At 38.5% G+C, this 19,868-nt stretch carries 15 protein-coding genes; all 15 read left to right on the top strand.

The window, feature by feature from the left end; all coding sequences use genetic code 11:
- Window position 1: 1 nt before the first annotated feature.
- The 15 genes from IW644_RS18745 to IW644_RS18675 all read left to right on the top strand — a co-directional run bounded on the left by IW644_RS18745 (window position 2) and on the right by IW644_RS18675 (window position 19,678).
- Window positions 2–1,582: a hypothetical protein gene (locus tag IW644_RS18745; RefSeq protein ID WP_269918882.1), complete on the top strand. Its 1,581-nt coding sequence runs from the start codon at window positions 2–4 to the stop codon at window positions 1,580–1,582.
- Window positions 1,575–2,537: a hypothetical protein gene (locus IW644_RS18740; RefSeq protein WP_269918881.1), complete on the top strand. Its 963-nt coding sequence runs from the start codon at window positions 1,575–1,577 to the stop codon at window positions 2,535–2,537. Before IW644_RS18745 ends, IW644_RS18740 begins: the two co-directional genes overlap by 8 nt.
- Window positions 2,530–4,557 (top strand): exostosin domain-containing protein, encoded by a 2,028-nt coding sequence (locus IW644_RS18735; RefSeq protein ID WP_269918880.1) that lies wholly within the window; start codon window positions 2,530–2,532, stop codon window positions 4,555–4,557. Before IW644_RS18740 ends, IW644_RS18735 begins: the two co-directional genes overlap by 8 nt.
- Window positions 4,554–5,519 (top strand): hypothetical protein, encoded by a 966-nt coding sequence (locus IW644_RS18730; RefSeq protein WP_269918879.1) that lies wholly within the window; start codon window positions 4,554–4,556, stop codon window positions 5,517–5,519. The genes IW644_RS18735 and IW644_RS18730 overlap by 4 nt, the downstream gene beginning before the upstream one ends.
- Window positions 5,509–6,468 carry a glycosyltransferase gene (locus IW644_RS18725; RefSeq protein WP_269918878.1) on the top strand — a complete coding sequence of 320 codons (960 nt, stop codon included), beginning with the start codon at window positions 5,509–5,511 and terminating at the stop codon, window positions 6,466–6,468. Before IW644_RS18730 ends, IW644_RS18725 begins: the two co-directional genes overlap by 11 nt.
- 40 nt (window positions 6,469–6,508) lie before the next feature.
- Window positions 6,509–6,769 (top strand): hypothetical protein, encoded by a 261-nt coding sequence (locus IW644_RS18720; RefSeq protein ID WP_269918877.1) that lies wholly within the window; start codon window positions 6,509–6,511, stop codon window positions 6,767–6,769.
- 8 nt (window positions 6,770–6,777) lie between these two features.
- Window positions 6,778–7,893: a GDP-mannose 4,6-dehydratase gene (gmd, locus tag IW644_RS18715; RefSeq protein ID WP_269918876.1), complete on the top strand. Its 1,116-nt coding sequence runs from the start codon at window positions 6,778–6,780 to the stop codon at window positions 7,891–7,893.
- Window positions 7,894–8,268: 375 nt separating this feature from the next.
- Window positions 8,269–8,952 (top strand): sulfotransferase family 2 domain-containing protein, encoded by a 684-nt coding sequence (locus IW644_RS18710; RefSeq protein WP_269918875.1) that lies wholly within the window; start codon window positions 8,269–8,271, stop codon window positions 8,950–8,952.
- Window positions 8,942–9,727: a hypothetical protein gene (locus IW644_RS18705; protein WP_269918874.1), complete on the top strand. Its 786-nt coding sequence runs from the start codon at window positions 8,942–8,944 to the stop codon at window positions 9,725–9,727. Before IW644_RS18710 ends, IW644_RS18705 begins: the two co-directional genes overlap by 11 nt.
- Window positions 9,720–10,379 carry a hypothetical protein gene (locus IW644_RS18700; RefSeq protein WP_269918873.1) on the top strand — a complete coding sequence of 220 codons (660 nt, stop codon included), beginning with the start codon at window positions 9,720–9,722 and terminating at the stop codon, window positions 10,377–10,379. Before IW644_RS18705 ends, IW644_RS18700 begins: the two co-directional genes overlap by 8 nt.
- Window positions 10,380–10,515: 136 nt before the next feature.
- A complete protein-coding gene (fcl, locus tag IW644_RS18695) occupies window positions 10,516–11,475 on the top strand; it encodes a GDP-L-fucose synthase (RefSeq protein ID WP_269918872.1) in 960 nt (319 codons plus the stop codon).
- Between the two features lie 178 nt (window positions 11,476–11,653).
- Window positions 11,654–12,367 carry a hypothetical protein gene (locus IW644_RS18690; protein ID WP_269918871.1) on the top strand — a complete coding sequence of 238 codons (714 nt, stop codon included), beginning with the start codon at window positions 11,654–11,656 and terminating at the stop codon, window positions 12,365–12,367.
- A gap of 62 nt (window positions 12,368–12,429) precedes the next feature.
- Window positions 12,430–15,153, top strand: coding sequence for a glycosyltransferase (locus IW644_RS18685; RefSeq protein ID WP_269918870.1), 2,724 nt, complete (start codon window positions 12,430–12,432; stop codon window positions 15,151–15,153).
- Window positions 15,154–15,156: 3 nt separating this feature from the next.
- Window positions 15,157–16,896: a discoidin domain-containing protein gene (locus IW644_RS18680; RefSeq protein ID WP_269918869.1), complete on the top strand. Its 1,740-nt coding sequence runs from the start codon at window positions 15,157–15,159 to the stop codon at window positions 16,894–16,896.
- Window positions 16,889–19,678, top strand: coding sequence for a glycosyltransferase (locus tag IW644_RS18675; RefSeq protein ID WP_269918868.1), 2,790 nt, complete (start codon window positions 16,889–16,891; stop codon window positions 19,676–19,678). Before IW644_RS18680 ends, IW644_RS18675 begins: the two co-directional genes overlap by 8 nt.
- Window positions 19,679–19,868: the final 190 nt, after the last annotated feature.

The following is a 19,868-nucleotide window of genomic DNA, read 5'->3' as shown; positions in this document are numbered from 1 at the left end:
AGTGCATCAAAAAATATCCTGTCTTTATTGGCTAGGTGCCGGTACTGCTAGTTGTCCAGAAATAGAGTTTGATGATTACGGTAAAGTTGTCTTAGTAGATGCACGAACTGAAGCTTGTAATCGCCTTGGAAGTTTGGCGTCCGCACATCAAAACTTATGCGTCATAAATGCTTGTATCGGGATAGGCGGGGAGGAAACTTCACAGTTCAATATTTATAACGAGCATTCTCTATCAGCGAAAGGCAAGCCTACGACTTTGTTAGAGCTATTTCCAGGGCTTAAGCTTGAAGAGTCGGTAAGTGTTAAAGCACTCAGTGTTAGTGAAGTACTGAAAGAAGTTCATCCGGAAAATAATAATATTCTCATTCTAGACCTACTCGATTCTTGCGGTAGTGTTTTGTTAGAGCTTAAAGAGACGGGTCTTTTACATTCCTTTGAGCAATTGTTTATAAGTTGTGGTGTAGACTCTTTATTTGAAGGTGCATGGGAGAAGAATCAAGTTGTAGAATTTCTCTCTGATGAATTTTTCAATGTAGAAAGTGTTAATGATGCTGACCCAGACATTCAATTAATTGAGTTTAAACTCGATCGTAAAGGCAAATCTTTAAAAGAGAACAAACAAGAAAATCAAAAATTAAAAAAAGAGGTTGAGCATTTAAAATCAGAAGTAGCACAAAAAGACGGCTTACTGATTGAGCGCGACGCTGCATTTACTGAAGCGCGAGAAAAGCATGCAAAAGACCTTGAGCATTTGAAGTCAGAGATAGCAAAAAAAGATGACTTACTAATTGAGCACAACGCTGCGTTTTCCGAAGCGCAAGAAAAGCATGCAAAGGAACTTGAACAATTAAAGTCAGAGATAGCAAAAAAAGATGACTTACTAATTGAGCACAACGCTGCGTTTTCCGAAGCGCAAGAAAAGCATGCAAAGGAACTTGAACAATTAAAGTCAGAGATAGCAAAAAAAGATGGCTTACTGAATGAGCACAACGCTGCTTTTTCCGAAGCGCAAGACAAGCATGCGAAGGAACTTGAGCAATTAAAGTCAGAGATAGCACGAAAAGATGGCTTACTGAATGAGCACAATGCTGCGTTTTCCGAAGCGCAAGACAAGCATGCGAAGGAACTTGAGCAATTAAAGTCAGAGATAGCACGAAAAGATGGCTTACTAAATGAGCGCGACGCTGCATTTACGGAAGTGCAAGAAAAGCATGCAAAGGACCTAGAGCAATTAAAATCAGAGATAGCTAAAGCCTATGCAGAGCATGAACGTAGTACAAACTCCATGAGTTCGAGGCTTGAAAAACTTGATGATGAAAAGGCCAAGCTATTACGCCAAAAGCAAGAATTCATAAAACAAGTGGCTCAACAAACAGCATCTATTTCAATGTTTAGTAAACAGAATTTGAAGTTACAAGTTGACCTTGATGACCTAAGGGATAAGTTTGATGAAAAGGTGGCCAGCGAAAATGCGTTAAAATCTCTAATAGGTGAGTTGCATCAAAAGCTGCAGCAGGCTGCAAATTTTTATCAAAAACTAGAAAAAGAACACCCAGAGTTGCTAGGTAGTAAAAGTGAGTAATTTAAAGCAAGACATTGAAGCGCTAGAGCAAGCACTTTGCGGTTCCCTAGAGTTGATTGATAGCTATGATAATGCGATAGCAAAAGATAACACACAAACTGAAAGCGATTTTCATGCGGTGACTAGCTTATTAGAGCGCTGCAATCAAGTTGTTAAGCATAGCGCTTCAAAACCTAAGTTACGCATTGTCCATCATTTAGCATGTAGTGGCGGGACTTTGGTTTCAAAATGTCTAGCAGCACTCCCCAATGTACATTTATTGAGTGAACTTCACCCTACTACAGTTTTACATCAGGGAGGCGGCAAACCAAAGTTCTTACCGTCAGACGTTACTACTCAAGCTCGGTATGCGAATGTTCCGAATATTGAAAACTTAGCTTGGAAGCTTTTCAAATCAAATATTACAGATACATATGAACACTTAACACATTATTCGGGTACTTTAGTGATTCGAGATCACACTCACTCGGACTTTTGTGTAGGCAATGATTACGGTCAGTGTTCAACGGTAGCGAGGCTGTTAGCGGATGATTTTGAACTTCTGAGAGTTGTAACGCTAAGAGATCCAATCGATTCATATATTTCACTGGTAAAAAACAACTGGGTACATTTCGAACCCAAAACCTTCGATGAGTATTGCAAACGAATTTGGGTATTTCTTTCAGAGTATAGTGATGACCAAGTTTTCAGATATGAAGATTTTGTAAAATCACCGATAGAAGAAATGAATAAAATTTCAGGCTCATTGGAACTAACGTTCAGCGATAGTTTTATTGATACTTTCAGCCTTTTTAAAGTAACAGGCGATAGTGGACGTTCTGGAGATGTCATCGAGGAAAGACAAAGGCGAGACCTCACTACCGAAGAATTAAATGAGTTTTCTAGTTCAGAATATTACGCAATGATTGCAAAACGTTTTAACTATCGTTCATTGGAGAATTATAAGAGTGATTAACGTGTTTTTTCCGTATTATGAATGCGGAGACCCAGAGCGCCAGGCCGAAATTGATATGTGCCTTAGACAAAATGCCAATAACTCATTAATTGATAGGCTTTTTGTTCTAATTGATGACGATAGTGTTTGCCCAGTTGAGTCACCCAACTTAGACGTTATTTATGTCGATAAGCGTGTGACCTATAAATTTTGGATAGAACTTACAAAGAAATACTGCGCTAAGGGCATCTCTGTCCTATGTAATTCGGACATATATTTTGACGACTCATTAGATAAACTGAACACTGTGTTATCTGAGCCAAAGTCTTTTCTAGCACTCTCGCGATGGGAATTGTTGGGTGGGGAAACTTCTAAGCATCCAAACCCTCATTGGTCTCAAGATACTTGGGCGATAAATGTAACAGATGAACTGTCTGATAGCTTGATGCACCAGTTAGACTTTCCAATGGGGGTTCCACGTTGCGATAACAAAATAGCCTATTTGTTTGCTGTATTTGGATGGAAAGTGTTTAACCCTGTTGATTATGTAAAAAGCATTCATGCTCATGAAACTCAAATGCGTACATATCACAAGAAAATGGATGAACGTATTTTAGGTGGCGTTGCTTATGTTCACCCCGGCGAAGACGTTAATGCTGAAGCGACACTCGATTTCGATGTTTGGATTAAACGCGCTGATACTAAAATTAACGGTGTTAAAATAAACAAGACACTCGAACGTTGGCAAAAAGAAGCAGCCGAAGAACAAGATAAGCCTAATAACGCAGACTTTGATGCTTTAAAATTAGTTGAGCCTAGCGAGCTTTTAGATGCTATTAAACAAGGAAATGTAGAACAGGTAAGTTCTTACCCATATCGTCTAATCGCGTACAGAGGTAGCCTTTACTTTAACAATCTTTACACCATAACGCACCGGTACTCAGTTTCAGAAAAGCTTTATAATGATAATAAGCAGTTATATTCATTGGCTGGGTTTATCCCTCCTGTGCTTGATACGTATGTTAATGAAATTAACCTAAAGCCTGTTGATAAAAGTGATATTAACTTTTGGCAGTATCCATGCGCCACCGAAAAGCAAGCATTCGAAAATCACCTTGTTATGAATGTAGGTGATAATGTTGATGTTGAAAGTAAGTCAGTAAATATTTACGTTCCGTTACCTTGGGCAACTTATGTAGATAAAAAAGCATTTCCAGACGAATACCTAACCAAAATTAAAAACCTACTAAGTAGCTACCGCGATTTTGTTGCAAGCTATGGTTACACCCTGAAAGTGCACAGCGTTTGTCAGCATATACATTGGGTAAGAATGCTCGAAAAGGCCGAGTGGTTAGGCATAACAGATTTCTATTTATCGCACAAGGACTCTAAAAGTGAGGCCATTCAAGATGAAGTTGGCACTAACTTAGTCCTGCATGGTTGGACGCTAATTGCCGTTAACTATGAGACACCAGAAAGAAATGAAGGCATGGAACGAAAGCCTATGTCAGAAAGAAATCTGCTAGCGTCATTTATTGGTGCTCATATGAAACACTACCGCGATGACAGCAGAATCAAACTGTTTGAAGCGGCAAAAGCTTATGCGCAAGATGATGTTTTGGTAGACCTAGGAAATGAATGGCACTTCAACAAAGTTGTTTATGAAGAGCAAGTTTTAAACAAAGAAATAGAGTCTCACCATATTGATGAGCACCATAAGCGAACGTTCAGGTACAATACTATATTGTCTGACTCTAAATTCTCATTGTGCCCAGAAGGAGCTGGACCTAATACTCTAAGGTTTTGGGAGTCGATAGCGGTTGGGAGTATCCCAGTTATCTTTTCTAAAGATTTGTCTGTTTTTAAAGATAGTCAATTTGGAGAGCTTTTGATAAAAAACTGCATTTTTTGGAACAAAGGGATTGATGCAAGCTTCTTTCAATTTCTCAGTGAGTTCCCGGTTAGTTTATTGGACGAGAAGGCCAAAGAGCTTACCGGATTGTATAAAAAAATATCAAAATTAAAATATGTGAATTTATGAAATTTGTTATATATGGTGCAAGTGTTACTGCCCAAAAAGGAAGTGCAGGTTATTTTGAGAGGCTCGAGGAAATTAAACCAGACTCTGCAGAGCTGATAAGAATTCCCTATGGTGCTAGTCACTTGCACTTTGCTGGAATAGCTATGCTCCAAAAAGTAATAAATGAAAAGCCCGATGTATGCATATTAGATTGGGTTACTCCATCAACGAAAATTTTCCCTGAGGGTGTCGTAGATAGAGTAAATAATATATTACTATCAAATGGCATACATCCTATTTGGCTTCTTTTACCTAGAATTGATGACCCTAGTTCGCAGAGGGAGTGCTGTAATCAAATTCGGCATTCGGCATCAGCAAAAGTATCAGTAATTTCATTCGTTGAGTCCGAATTCAACGAGCCTGATTTGTCGAAAATCCTTCGAGATGTCGTGCACACTAATTCTTCTGGTGCAGAAAAATACTCACAGTTTATTTTAAATATAATCGATAACGTAAATTTAAAATTGAAGAAAGCAGAAATACCTCAATTAGCCCCCTATATCTCGCAGTGCGAGGGTACTATAAATAAAAATTCAAAGTTGACTATTGAAGTTACAGTGGAAGAAGAAAGTAGCGTAAAGATATTCCTCTTTGGGCGCATAGGTCCTAGGTCGCCGATTATTAATTTAGCATTAATAGATAGTGAGGGATGTGAGAAGACTACAATGAAAAATGTAGTTGACCCTTGGTGTTATTACGAGCGAGATATGTTGCTGGATACTCCGAGTTTCAAAAAACTCAGTAAAGGTAATTATCGTATTGAAATTAGCCTACAAAATTCTGATCCTTTTGAAAATGTAAGAACTTTAAAACCAATAGATAAAGAATTTAAATTGCAAAGTCACCTTGAACGATTTCTGGATATAAGCGAAATATCAGTAGATGGTTCAGTAAAAGTTAGGAGTATCAACTATGGCTTATAAACCATCTTATGTTTGGCCTAATCCTGCGTTTCCTTTTCGGGTTTATTTTGAGCATAAAGACTTAAGAATATTTATAATAGAAAATATTCAACATAACTGGGAGTGGCTGTCGACTTATGCCAGTAAGTTTAAAAAGTCAGATTTTTTCTTTGTATATTGTGGATGGTACCATAGCGAATATTTTGCAAAAGAAGCCGAAAAAATCTTCGATGAACTTAATTTGAATAGAGAGAATTTTTACTTTTTATATAATGAAGAATCTGAAAAAGTGAACTTTTCATCCAAAGGCTTTATTGGCGATGTTATAAATCAAAACTCTTGGTTAGATGAAAACCTTGTTATGAAGCCCATGGATGGGATAGTTAAAAAATATGACGCGATATATGTCGGTCGCTTCAGCCAGTTTAAAAGGCATTTTTTAGCACGAAAAGTAAACAATTTAGCACTTGTAGCTGGCAATAATCATGGAAACTTGATAGCGGAAGAAATTCCTCAATCAAGTTTCCTAAATGATAAACCGCTTACACCTGCCGAAGTGTGTGAAAAAATAAATGAGTCAAGGTGTGGACTTATTTTATCTGGTGAGGAAGGGGCATGCTTTGCTTCCAGCGAGTACCTTTTATGTGGAATCCCGGTCGTATCGACACATTCAAAAGGCGGAAGGTCAGTTTGGTATAATGAATATAATTCTATTGTTTGTGAAGATAATGAAGATTCAGTAGCTGCAGCAGTTCAGGAGTTTATAAAGAATCCTCGAGACCCTGAAATCATTCGTAACGGACATTTATCTTTATCGAGACACTATAGGGTTAAGTTTATAACAGTCCTCTCCAAGCTTTTTTATAACCATGGAATATACGATATCGATGCGAGCCAATATTTCCATGACAACTTTATTCATAAATTAAGACGGTCTTATAGACCTAATTTAGAAGAGATATTTGGTTAACTTATGTATTTAGAAAAAGAAAAGCTATTTTATATTCAGCGTGTCACATGTAGGACCTTTAGAGAAATGGTTAGGGAGCAAAAAAGAAGAAGCTATATATATTGATTTTGATAATAATGCTACAGATTTCAAAAGTAAAATTATAGAGGGTTTAGCATTGCCACATGTCGAGCCATTGATCCACTACAATAAGACTCCCAATTGGGCAAAAGATAGAGACTTTCTTTCAGTCGAAAGCATAGAAAAAATAAAGGAAGTTTATAGTTGGGAGATTAATAAGTTTGGGTATGTACCAGATTGAGGTTTAAAATGAAAAAAGCACTTATTACCGGAGTAACCGGCCAAGACGGCTCATACTTAGCCGAGTTTTTGTTAGAAAAAGGATATGAGGTACACGGTATAAAACGTCGTGCTTCTCTGTTTAACACAGAGCGTGTTGACCACATCTATGAAGATCCTCATGTGGAAAACGCTAACTTCATTTTGCATTATGGTGATTTGACGGATTCGTCAAACCTTATCCGTATTATGCAAGAAGTACAGCCAGACGAGGTTTACAACCTAGGCGCACAGTCGCACGTAGCGGTATCTTTTGAAGCACCTGAATACACCGCAGATGTAGATGCTATGGGTACACTACGTTTGCTTGAAGCTATTCGCTTTTTAGGCCTTGAAAAGAAAACTAAGTTTTATCAAGCATCTACTTCAGAGCTTTACGGTGAAGTACAAGAAATTCCACAGAAAGAGACTACTCCGTTTCACCCTCGCTCGCCATATGCAGTAGCTAAAATGTATGCGTACTGGATAGCGGTAAACTATCGTGAGTCTTACGGTATTTATGCATGTAACGGTATTTTGTTTAACCATGAATCACCACGCCGTGGTGAAACTTTTGTTACCCGTAAAATTACCCGTGGTATTGCTAATATTGCTCAAGGTTTAGAGTCTAAGCTTTACTTAGGCAACATGGATGCACTTCGCGACTGGGGCCATGCTAAAGATTACGTACGTATGCAATGGATGATGTTGCAACAAGACAAGCCTGAAGATTTTGTTATTGCTACAGGCAAGCAGATTTCGGTTCGTGAATTTGTACGTATGTCAGCAGCGAATGCAGGTATTACTGTTGAATTTACTGGCGAAGGCGTAAAAGAAGTTGCCACAGTTACAGAAGTTAACAGTGAATTGGCACCGGGCGTAAATGTTGGCGATGTAATTGTAGAAGTAGACCCTCGTTACTTCCGTCCTGCAGAGGTAGAAACACTACTAGGCGATCCGACAAAGGCAAAAGAAAAGCTAGGTTGGGTACCAGAAATTACCGTTGAAGAGATGTGTGCAGAAATGGTAGAGCACGATCTTGGAAAGGCCAAGCAACATGCTCTATTGAAAAAGCATGGTTACTCTGTTTCTGTAGCAAAAGAGTAATGCGCTATTGATTTAACGTACACCAATTAATAAAAGTTTTGATTGGTGTACGTACTTAGGTAAAGGTGTTTATTCCTAATCACTAAAAAATTAGTAATTTAATGCTTTTTCTATTTTGTAACTAGATAGCTGAAATCTTCTCAACGTACAGTCAGGTTCATTGCAAAGTAGCGAGAAAACGTACGTTTCAATCTGATTTCCAAAAAATAATTACATCAATAGCTTTAGAATTTCACTTACCTACGATCATTTATCCTACTTCTAAGCAGATTGGTTATCAGATTATAATTAGTTCTACTTACCATTGAAACAAGGTAGCTTCTAAGATAGGTTCATATGCAGTTATTTCACAGAACATTTTATTAGAACAAGTCCATGAAAAGCCTCTCTAGACCGTCTTTAGATATAAATAAGCCCATCGCTTTTATTCATGTACCTAAATGTGCTGGAAGTTCAGTTCGAAGTTTAGTCAATAAAGAATTTGGTAAAGCGGTACTTCTGCATTATCGAAATGAAGCGTTGCGAACGAATCCGCAACCTATAACACAAACATATGCAAACGACCTTGTTAAAAAACAAGGAAGGTGTATTGTCTATGGTCACTTCAATATGAAGAGAGGCTTCGGCGTCTTGGATTCCCTTCCTTGGGCGGAACAGTTTATAACAATTCTTAGGGAGCCGTTTGAACAGTTTGTCTCAGCTTTCAAATATAAAAATAGAAGTACACCTGAAAATATAAATGAAAGAAACTTTGCACTTGTCTTAGAAACCGTTTCGCCAAACTATTTAAATCACTTTCCCCGGCACGTTGAACCAAATAATTTTAAAGTTGAGATTGAAAAGCGTTTTAATTACATAGGCTTTTATGAAAACCTAGATAATAGTCTGAAAAATATATGGTCGTTGCTGGGACTGACTCAAAAGCCCAATGTTCCAGAACTCAATACATCACCGGCAACAACAGTTAACTTTGAAAGTTTTAGAGCGGAATTTGAAGCTAGAAACCCTTTAGAAGTTGCCGTTTACAATTATGCAAGGGAGGTTTGGTATGACCGATAAAGTTAAAGCGTTAGTATTAACTTATGATAAGCAGATAGGCTTAGCTCAGTTATTAGTGAAAAAATATGTCGAGCTGGGCCTGGCTGAGCTGTTTGAGTTTGTCGTACCAATTAATAGCGATTCTGCTAAATTTTACAATGAGCATGCGCAGATAAAGTTTGTAAAATGCGACTCTGATATTTTATCTACTATGAAAGCGTTGTTGGAACAGACTAATGACGAAGAGTGGGTATACTGGGCTATCGATGACCGCTACCCAGTAAAGATTAAGTCGGAAGAATTTTTATCCATTCACAAGGCCATCGTAAACGGTGAAATACAGGCCAATGGTTTAAAACTATTACCTTGGCGAGAACCTTGCACGGATGAAAAGTCAAAGTTGGACCAAGTGACTCTTGTAAAACAAAAGCCGTATTCTATGTTTGGTTTCTGGCATCATCATTACCTCAAATCAAAGGTGTTAAGAGCCGTGTTCATAGAAAAAAACCCGGATGATTTGAACAATATACGATTAATCAATAATCTTCACAGAGATGAGAACTACCTAAGTTTTTTGGAAGATGTATGGGTTTCCGATAAACCTTTAATAGAACTAGCCGAACCTCTGTTTGATAGTAAACTAACAAAAAACGGTATCAATGATTTACGAAAGTATCAATGTGAAGTTCCAAACTACCCCGTAATTGACGATAGCCTTGCATTCTATGATTGCGATGAGCAGTTGAAGTTATTCCCGAAAAAGCCTAAGTTTGTCGACGAGAATTATTTTGAATAATATTGTTATTAACTCCGTAGGAGGATGTGGATCAAAGTATTTGATAAGACAAATTGCAAATCAACTAAATGTTAAAGGTTTTGCCAGTTCACACAAACATATAGCGTCTCCTTTGGAAATACCTTGTGATGTTGATAAAGTTGTCTTCGTCATTGGCGATTTGTATTTGAGTTTGCTCTCTTTTTTCAAACGAAGAGATACAATCACAAAGTTGCATGGATTTTATGAAAGAGACCATGATAAACCCGGAAATGTATTCTGGGCAAAGGAGCACTGTAAGAACGTAGGGGGCGATGCAGGAAGGCTGGACGAAAATTGGGGGCTAACTGAGTACCTTTCAAATCAAGAGGACTTATTCAAACTTAATGACTTTTATGCAAATTGGTTAAACACGGGTCTGCTGAGTGAACGAAGTTTTGATGTATGCTATATCAAGTACGACTCTTTTCGCGCTGACTTAAAAAGAGTGACCGATTTTCTCGAAATAGATAAAACTAGAGAGTTTGAGCCTTTTAAGCCTAGAAATAGTTCATACGAAGCCTTTTCTCGTGCGCAGATACAGCAGCTGGAACTACTTTATGGCAATACGCAAAGAAAACTTGAAAAACTTCCTCATTTTTTTACTAAAAAAGAGCTAATTAGTATGGGCTGAGGAAGCGTCTCTTTATCCGAAAGTATAGCTCTCATTTAGTACTATCAAAACTCACCAAAATTGTGACTTTCATTGATTAATTAATATAGATTAAAGATAATCAACCCCACTGATACGAAACGGATAAAAACGCTATATGAAAACTGTATTTGTAGCCGGTCACCGAGGAATGGTAGGCGCAGCAATAGTTAAACAGCTTCAACAAAGAAACAACATCAATGTTATTACGCGTACCCGTGCAGAGTTAGACTTAACAAGCCAGCATGCGGTTAGCACATTTTTTGCTGAAAACAACATAGATGAGGTATATCTAGCCGCGGCCAAGGTAGGTGGTATTCACGCAAATAATACCTATCCGGCTGAATTCATTTATGAAAACTTAATGATTGAAGCTAACATCATTCATGCGGCGCACAGCAATGATGTGCAGAAACTCCTGTTTCTAGGTTCTAGTTGTATCTACCCTAAGTTAGCTGACCAGCCGATGACCGAGAAGGCATTGTTAACCGGTACGCTAGAAGAGACAAACGAACCTTATGCCATTGCTAAAATTGCGGGTATTAAGTTGTGCGAGAGCTACAACCGTCAATATGGCCGAGATTATCGCTCTGTAATGCCTACGAATCTATACGGTCCTAATGACAATTTTCACCCTGAAAATTCACACGTTATTCCAGCGTTACTTCGCCGTTTTCACGAAGCTGCACAGCGAGGCGATAGTGAAGTGGTTGCTTGGGGCAGCGGCACGCCAATGCGCGAGTTCTTGCATGTAGATGATATGGCCGCAGCCAGCGTACACGTAATGGAGCTTGATAATGATACGTATCAAGCCAACACTCAACCAATGCTTAGCCACATAAATGTTGGAACGGGCGAAGATTGTACAATCCGAGAGTTAGTTGAAACTGTTGCTAAGGTAACAGGTTTTACTGGCGATATTGTGTGGGATACTTCGAAACCTGATGGCGCCCCACGTAAGTTGATGGATGTGTCTAGACTGCACGCCCTTGGTTGGAAGCATACTTATAACCTCGAAGAAGGCTTGGCTCATTCATTTAAATGGTTTTTAGATAATCAAGATAATTTTAGGGGCTAGCTCAGCCTTAACGCCTCTATACTATTTTCAAAGTTTCTAGATTTTAGCAGTTTATTGCATAGATTGTTTTAATGTAATAGGCTGCTCTGACTTTAAATATGATGTACTTACTTCCCTTTTCTATAAATATCGCTAACCCTCCTTATAATTTCGATAATTGGTAAGATCGACTACTTAAATGAATAATATACACTTTTTAACTTACGCAGATGAAACATTCGCATCAGCTAAAAATAGAATTATGCAGCAGGCGAATGACTTTGGTGTATTTAAAACGGTCACCGGATATGGCCCTGAAGACTTAACGGAAGAATTTCGCGAGCGGTATGACGATATACTTTCAGAAAAAAGAGGGGGAGGATATTGGTTATGGCGTCCTCATATTCTAGAAAAAAAGCTTAATGAGATTGATGATGGTGACGTTTTAGTATTCCTAGACGCAGGGTGTACTATAAACGCGAAAGGGAAAAGTCGCTTTTTGGAGTACGTCAGTCTTTTCGATAATACTCACTTAGGTTTAATTTCTTTTAAATATACAAGTAAATTTTATCTGCAACGCAACTGGACTGTCAGAGAGATATTCGAGTATTTCGAGATAGATGAAAATTCTCCAATTGCAACCTCTACTCAATACAGCGGTGGTGTTATAATCCTCAAAAAAAATGAACACTCAAAGCAGTTTGTGAGTAATTTTAATAAAGTTGTTGAAGACGCCCCTTACTTGTTTACAGATAAATACAACTCGGGGCAAGCCGAGTATTTTAAAGAGAATCGCCACGATCAAAGTGTCAGTACAATGCTTAGGTATCTAGGGGGAACCATAGAAATAGATATCAATGAGCTTAACGACAAAGAGACCAGCCCATTTTTAATCACTAGATTAAAAAAATAGTAGTAAAAGGCAAATGGGGTACTACTCATTGAACCTTGGCAGCAAAAAAACGGAAACTCATAATGTTCAAAGCATTAAAAAAAAGCTCTGCGTTTAAGCGAAACGTTACAAAGAAGCAAATAGAGCTAATAAAGCGCTCAAATCTCTTTGATACCTCATGGTATTTGAGTGAGAACCCAGACGTTAAAATCGCTGGTATAGACCCGATCGAGCATTACCTTGTTAACGGAGCAAATGAAGGTCGCAATCCAAGTAAAGAATTCGACTCAAAGTGGTATATAGAGTACTACAAAGATGTTAAAGAGTCGGGCATAAATCCACTGTTACATTTTATTGAACATGGGCAAACGGAAGGGAGGCTGCCTCTCCCTTCTTTGTTAAGTTCTTCTAAAAAGAATGTTTCTAGATACAATACTGCTCCTAGCGTCGTTGACGATTTAAGTAAAAAATTGTGGGGCGGATTTAGTCGGTATGCTTCGACAGAGTTAGCAAATATTGCAGATAATTCATCGAATAAAGTAAAAGATCGCGTGGCGGCAATATATGTGCTAGCTCGCTGGCACGCTACAAATAATAATTGGTCTAGTACAATCGAAAACATAAAAAAGGTTCGTAAACTGGACATAAGAGCTTACCGTACGAAACGAACAAAGCTACTGTTAGTTGAAGCACTCCAAAAACTTGGTAAATACGAAGAGGCTGCTAACTTCATAAAGCCATCTTTAGAATATAGGTTTGATAGTGATTTTGTCTGTGCGTTGTCGAATCAAGAATTACCGGCAGAGCAAAGGCTTTCTTACATCAACGAAATTTACAATTATTACTCATTAGCCCCACTTAGCTTCAACGATGCTAGCAAAGGAATGAGTTTTGGTAATTTGAAAGCAGAGAAATGTTTTCTACCAATAAGCAATGGGCCAAAGGTCAGTATTTTAGTTCCAGTATATAATGCCGAAAATTACATTAAGGTTGCTATTAACTCGTTGTTGGAGCAAAGCTGGTCGAACATAGAAATTATTGCTGTAGATGATTGCAGTAAAGATCGTTCTGTTGAGATATTAAACGAATTAGCGGAAAACGATGCTAGGCTTAAGGTGTTTGAGAACGCCGAGAACTTAGGGGCTTATGGCACCAGGAATAAGGCACTTAGCCTAGCAACAGGTGATTTTATAACAGTCCACGATAGTGATGACTGGTCTCACCCTCAAATGCTTGAAATTCAGTTAGGAGCGATGTTTAGCAACCCCAGGTTGAAAGTGACTTGCTCAATGATGGCAAGAGTTTTGCCAGATATGCGCTTTATGCTTAGGCCTCAACGAAATAACCTTGAGTACGTTCATAGAAGTTACCCATCAGTGCTTATAAGAGCGAGCGACTTGAAAGCTTTGGGTGAATGGGATGGTGTTTCGGCTAACGCTGATGATGAATTTGTTCAAAGAGCTAGAATTCTCTGGGGCAAAGAATCTGTTCAAGACATTTTGACTGGTGTACCATTATCATTCTTTTTAGTTCATGAAAACTCCTTAACTCAGAATGCAAAGACGAGTTTGAATAGCTTAACTTTCGGAATACGCCATGAATACTCTAGACAAGCTAATTACTGGAAAGAGTATAAAGTTGAAGATGATAGCGAAACTATTATTACTGAAAGAACAAGCTTGAAGAAACCATTCCCGATCCCCGCTGGTTTAGCGCCAAATAATTGGCCGATAAATAATCATTATGATCTAGTCATAATATCTGATCTAAGCCTACTTGGTGGTACAAGAAGGTGTAATGAGGGTTATATAGCAGCAGCTTTAGAGTCAGGTTTGAGAGTGGGTCTTTTCCACTGGCCTAGGTATGATTTAAAGCTTGCCGATATTGCTAATGAATATACGGAACTTACTTATAAAGATAACGTCGATATGCTTGTTCATGAAGACGAAGTGTCTGCAGATTTAGTTATCATACATCACCCGCCTATACTTAAGTACGAAATTGACGCTGTTCCTAAAATTCAGTGTGAAAAGCTTGGAATACTTATTAATCAATCTCCAATGCAGTTATGGAGTCAGGGACCGCATTACTACAATGAAGACGAAGTTAACGAGCTGTGTATCAAGTTATTCAATACAAAGCCTACTTGGATTCCAATTTCGCCTATTGTAGATAAAACCATGAAAATGGCTGGCGGTGGGCAACACCTCTATGATCAAGTGTGGTACCCACCGTATTCCAAAAGTCTAGTTGAAAAGGTTCCGGAGCTTCCTGATAACTTTGGCGGCAAAAGGAAAATAGTTTTGGGTCGCCATAGCCGTGACCATTGGACAAAATGGCCATCGCAACCGAAGCAACTACTGGCAGCTTATTGTGCAAACAGTAAACAGATAGATGTAAAACTTTTAGGTGGGGCTAAAACACCGAAAAAGATGTTAAATACCTTACCAACTAATTGGTCAGTGTTGGAGTTTGACTCTGTAGCTGTTGATACTTTCATTAGTGAGTTAGATTTCTTTTTGCACTTTACCCACGACGACTATATTGAAGAATTCGGCAGAAATATAATGGAAGCTATGGCACATGGACGCGTAGTTCTTTTGCCCCACAGTTATGAAGTGATTTTTGGCGATGCAGCTATTTACTGTCTCGAAAAAGAGGTGGAAAAAATGGTTTTAGAATTATGGGAAAGTGCAGAAAAGTACAAAATACAAGCTCAAAAGGGCTATAACTTTGTCGTGGAAAATTGTAGCCAAGAAAAGGTTGCAAACAACATTACAGGGCTAATTAATAGGGACGTGAAGTAGTTAATGAGCTTCAAGAAGAATTTTATTTCGGAATTGTGTGCATCCGAAAATCTATTGGATATTTCAGGTCAATGTACAGCTGAACAAAGCAGTATTTCAAGGTGGTCGAGAGGCGATGATGCAACTCGCCTGCTTATAGATCATGATGATGAATACGCAAACCATACTGAGTATGAAGTAAGTCCTTGGGTGCTTATAGATATGAAGCAGGCGCGAAAGCCTGCTTACATCGTTATTCAAAATAGAGATACTGAGAGCGCCGGCCAAGTTTCGAAAACAGTACGTGTAGAATATTCGTTAAATGGAAACGATTATTCTTTAATACATGATGGGGAAGTCATTTTTGGTGCTTTACCTAACTCTATTCCTTTGATCCTACCATTAAGTAAAGAAGTGCCTTTCAGGTATCTACGCATAAGTCTTAATTCTAAAGACAAAGTGCCTTTACACTTAAAACGAGTAAATATTTTGATAGATGAAAAGCCTGACCTGACGCAAGGCCAAGATAACACTACATTTTACTCTTTGAGAAATGACGGGTTAGGTGAGAGGCTTAAATCACTACTGAACGCAATGGTTTTATCCAAAGAATACCAAAGTGAGTTCAAATTTACGTGGACTACTCCAGAAAACTTAGGGCCTACGCACGTCATCGCTGCACCAGATACAACTTTTTCTTCTGAATTCCTTGAGCGTCATCTTATTGCTGAGCCACCATCAGATGCTCATGTGTTAGATAAAAAGCCTGATTTTGTTAATGGAGAACTAAGGGTTAAAAGCGCCATACAAGTTTCTCAAAATAGTATTTACATACAGGTACCTGAGCTTAAAAAGCATATTCCGCTAAAACAATTTGAAAATGCATTTCACGAAATTGGTTTTTCTGATGAAGTGCGCGACGCCATTGAATATGCGTCGAAAGTAACATTAAAGCCTAACGCTGTTTCGGTTCATCTACGAAGTGGTGATATTGTCTATGGACGCTATCGTCATAACGATCGTTACACAAACAAAGTGATATCATGGGCGCAAGCCGACTTTATGGTTTCATCCCTGAAAAAGCAAGGCTTGGATGTTGTTCTGTTCGGTCAGTCACCACAAGTATGCCGTACTCTCGCAGATAAATATGATTGTATTTACCTTAACGACCACGAGCAAGTGCAAAACTTCACTGCGCTTCAATTAGCATTCTTCGATATTATTTTAATGTCGAGGACAACCAGAATTTTTGCGGGAAAAAGTGGCTTTTCTCAGTTTGCTGAGCTCATTGGAGGGGGAGAAATATGTGCGCCCGATGCTGAGTTCGACAGAGCTGAAATGGCAACGCATATAGAGAAGCTTTTGAATGAGGCTGATGAACAGGCTGTTGACGATCTGCAAATAGCGTTTAGTTGCTGGCATTACGTGTATAATTTTAAAGACATAGTCAATTCAACTCAAACGGTCAAATTACTAGAAAAAGGGATAGAAAAAGATCCCGATAACTTATTTTATAAAATTGTTTTAGCTACATTGCTTTTCGAAAAAGGAGATGTTGATTCGGCAGAGGATACTATTTCGTTAGTTTTGAGTAAAAGAAGTGATGATAGTGTTGAATTTGGAAGTTATAAATACCTGAAAAGACACAGACACCCCGACGGCAAGCGAGCGCTTCATCGTTACGAGAAGACTTTAACTCGCATGACAGAATCGGGAGTCTGTGGTGCTGATATTCTGCTAAAAGATCTAATTCTAAATGTATAAGCAAAATCAGTCTTTTTACGTAGATAAAAAGTGGTACCTCGAAACCTATCCGGACGTTGCTGCAGCCGGTATTGATCCTGCTATCCATTTTGAAAAACATGGTAGAAGAGAGGGAAGAATCCCCTGTGAATTGCCTTCGCTTTCTATCGAGCGGGACTTGTGGGCGAACGCCCTCGACATAGAAGGCCACAAGCAATTTCTCGATAAACTAATTGAGTATTCTAAGAAAACGGAAGTTAATGGTGTATACGCGCAAAAGGTATTAACTGAATTTTTTCTATTTCGTTTAGAGTACTCTAAAGCGCTGTCTTGTTCAGAAAAAGTTCTTTCAAATATAGATTTAGCTTTAAAACTGTTTGACTCTACTTCGCTTTTTTTATTGTGTTTTGAGTCACAGTTTAAAAGTAAAGAGTTAAGCTCGGCTAGAAAGTTAATAGAGCATCCTTTATGGGTGGAATCCAATTCGAAACTACTAGCTAGACAAATGTTAGAAGCTCAAGATTGTAAGCTAGAACAACTAAATTCAATTTATCGTTCCTGTAACCTTGCAGCTATTGAGACAAACGCCAGAGAAATCAATATTGATTGCATTATTGCGAAAAAGCAGCAAACAAAGATTGCACAACGTATTCTCAAAACTTTTTTCCGAAAGAAAGTATCTGTAATTGTTCCAGTATTTAATGCTGAAAAAACGATAAGAACAGCACTAGACGCTTTGCTAGCGCAAAGCTGGGATAATATAGAAATAATAGTGATTGACGATTGTTCAACAGACAATACGTTGAAAGTGTTGGAAGAATACAAGGAAGAACCAAACCTCTTAGTACATCAAAACGATGGTAACAAAGGGGCCTACCCAACTAGAAACAAAGGAGCAGTTTTAGCAACTGGTGACTTTGTCACGGTTATGGATGCAGATGACTGGGCACACCCCGAGAAAATAGAGCAGCAAGTTTTACCGTTTTTATTCAAACGCAAAATTAAGGCTACGGTTTCTCACTGGGTTCGATGTACTAAAGATTTGTCATTTACCAAAATGAGAATTGACGGCTCTCTTATCTATAGAAACATCTCTTCGCTAATGGTCGAAAAAAGTGTTTTTGACGATATTGGAATGTGGGATGAACTAAGAGCGGGTGCAGATACGGAGTTTTACCATAGGCTCATTGCAAATTTTGGGCATAATAGTGTGCACGAGGTACTGCCCGACGTTCCTTTATCCTTTGGAAGGGTGGTTGAGACTTCACTAACACAAAGTTCCGCTACGCATCTAGTAACGCAGTTTGGCGGTGCGAGACAGGAGCATTTGGCTTTTGCTCAAGTGTGGCACAGAAATGCGCCAACCCCATTTAAGTTTGATTTAACAAAAAGTCTATTTCCAGTGCCTCATGAGCTTTGTCCTAATAAGGGGGTAAGATCACTGCAAAATGACGACTTGCATCGTTGGTATAGGGCTTTTAACAATAACTGGTATTTAAATAGCTATCCAAATGTCGACAAGATGGGGGGGAGTATTTACGACCATTACCTGTCATTGGGGGAGCGTTTGGACATGTCTCCAAATCCATTATTTGTTCCCAGCGCTTACCGGTTTAAATCTCAGCTACGGAACCAAGACTCTCCAACATGGCACGCGTTGAAAAGCGCTTGGTCTTTCGAGCATCCAGTGACTCTGGATGGCGACTCAAACAACTCTCGAAGAGAAATTGCATTGTTTGCACACAGTGTTTCCCAAGATATTTTTGGTGCAGAAAAAAGTTTCTTGGACATAGCAGAGGCATTATCGGAAAGTGGGTATTGCCTACATATTTTTCTCCCCAATGCCTTGAATGAAAGTTATATAAGTGAACTAAAACGGTACGCTGTTAGGTTGATTTTTATCCCCCTAATTTGGTTCAGCAAAGGAAGAGACGCCAGTGCTATGCAGGTGGAATATCTCAGCAACTATTTTGAGCAAAGTCGCATAGAGCTTGTATATGTTAATACGATCATGCTTTTCGAGCCTTATATTGCAGCTGCCAAAGCAAATATAAAAACGATTACACATGTGAGAGAGTTGCCGGAGTTTGACGAACATATACGAAATGTGCTTGGTGAAGACGAGGAAGAAACTCGTGAACGCATACTCGAGGCTTCTACTCACTTAATCGCTAATTCTAACGTTACTGCTGAGTGGCTGGCCGCTAAAGACCAATGTACTACTGTGTATAATGTTGTAAATGTGTCAACAGTAACGCCAGCTATCGATGTATCTAAACCGTTAAAAGTTTGCATGTTAAGTAGTAACTTGCCTAAAAAAGGTGTCGAAGATTTCTTTGAAATAGCCAGTAGGTGCATAGACAGTAAAATAACTTTCTCGCTTTATGGTCCTGTTACCTCAGAAGTTGAAGCTGCGAATAGGCGTTTCACCTTAAATAATGTGAGAATACGAGGATATACTGAGAAGGCGAGTACTGAAATATTAAATAATGACATTGTACTTTGCTTATCGTCATTTAAAGAGTCCTTTGGCAGGACCGCTGCAGAAGCAATGGTCCACAGAAGAGTGGTTGTTGGTTATCAGTGGGGCGCTATCGAAGAGCTTGTAGATGAATCTAGTGGTATTCTTGTACCATTCAAAAATGTCGAGCAAATCGCAGAAAATTTGAAAAAATTATCTGAAGAAAAAATAAAGCTGACTTCATATGCCGAGAATGCTAAAAGACGAGCTGATTCTCTATTTTCTCGGTCATCTTTTAATAGTTCAATGAAGGCTATCGTTGAGAAAATTATACTGCAGTAGAGATTTATATTTTTTACTTACAGACTTTTTCGACTGATGGTTTATTACAGAGTTGTCCTCGACAACTTTTGAATGCTGCCATAATCACAAATTGGAATGTAAGATTGCTGTTACTCTCTATGAGTAACAATGTAACTAAAACTAAGCGTTTAATAGCAGCAAATTTTATGGTGTAATGCCAAATAACATA

This window comes from Alteromonas sp. PRIM-21 (assembly GCF_027563165.1).
In the GTDB taxonomy this organism is placed as follows: Bacteria; Pseudomonadota; Gammaproteobacteria; order Enterobacterales; family Alteromonadaceae; genus Alteromonas; species Alteromonas macleodii_A.
The sequence above is the reverse complement of the archived record's forward strand: the minus strand, read 5'-3'. Positions and strand labels throughout refer to the sequence as shown.

Excerpts from the sequence above, each read along its gene's own strand:
- IW644_RS18730 (WP_269918879.1), top strand. The coding sequence starts at position 4,554 with ATGAAATTTGTTATATATGGTGCAAGTGTTACTGCCCAAAAAGGAAGT.
- IW644_RS18725 (WP_269918878.1), top strand. The coding sequence starts at position 5,509 with ATGGCTTATAAACCATCTTATGTTTGGCCTAATCCTGCGTTTCCTTTT.
- gmd (WP_269918876.1), top strand. The coding sequence starts at position 6,778 with ATGAAAAAAGCACTTATTACCGGAGTAACCGGCCAAGACGGCTCATAC.
- IW644_RS18710 (WP_269918875.1), top strand. The coding sequence starts at position 8,269 with ATGAAAAGCCTCTCTAGACCGTCTTTAGATATAAATAAGCCCATCGCT.
- IW644_RS18705 (WP_269918874.1), top strand. The coding sequence starts at position 8,942 with ATGACCGATAAAGTTAAAGCGTTAGTATTAACTTATGATAAGCAGATA.
- fcl (WP_269918872.1), top strand. The coding sequence starts at position 10,516 with ATGAAAACTGTATTTGTAGCCGGTCACCGAGGAATGGTAGGCGCAGCA.
- IW644_RS18690 (WP_269918871.1), top strand. The coding sequence starts at position 11,654 with ATGAATAATATACACTTTTTAACTTACGCAGATGAAACATTCGCATCA.
- IW644_RS18685 (WP_269918870.1), top strand. The coding sequence starts at position 12,430 with ATGTTCAAAGCATTAAAAAAAAGCTCTGCGTTTAAGCGAAACGTTACA.
- IW644_RS18680 (WP_269918869.1), top strand. The coding sequence starts at position 15,157 with ATGAGCTTCAAGAAGAATTTTATTTCGGAATTGTGTGCATCCGAAAAT.
- IW644_RS18675 (WP_269918868.1), top strand. The coding sequence starts at position 16,889 with ATGTATAAGCAAAATCAGTCTTTTTACGTAGATAAAAAGTGGTACCTC.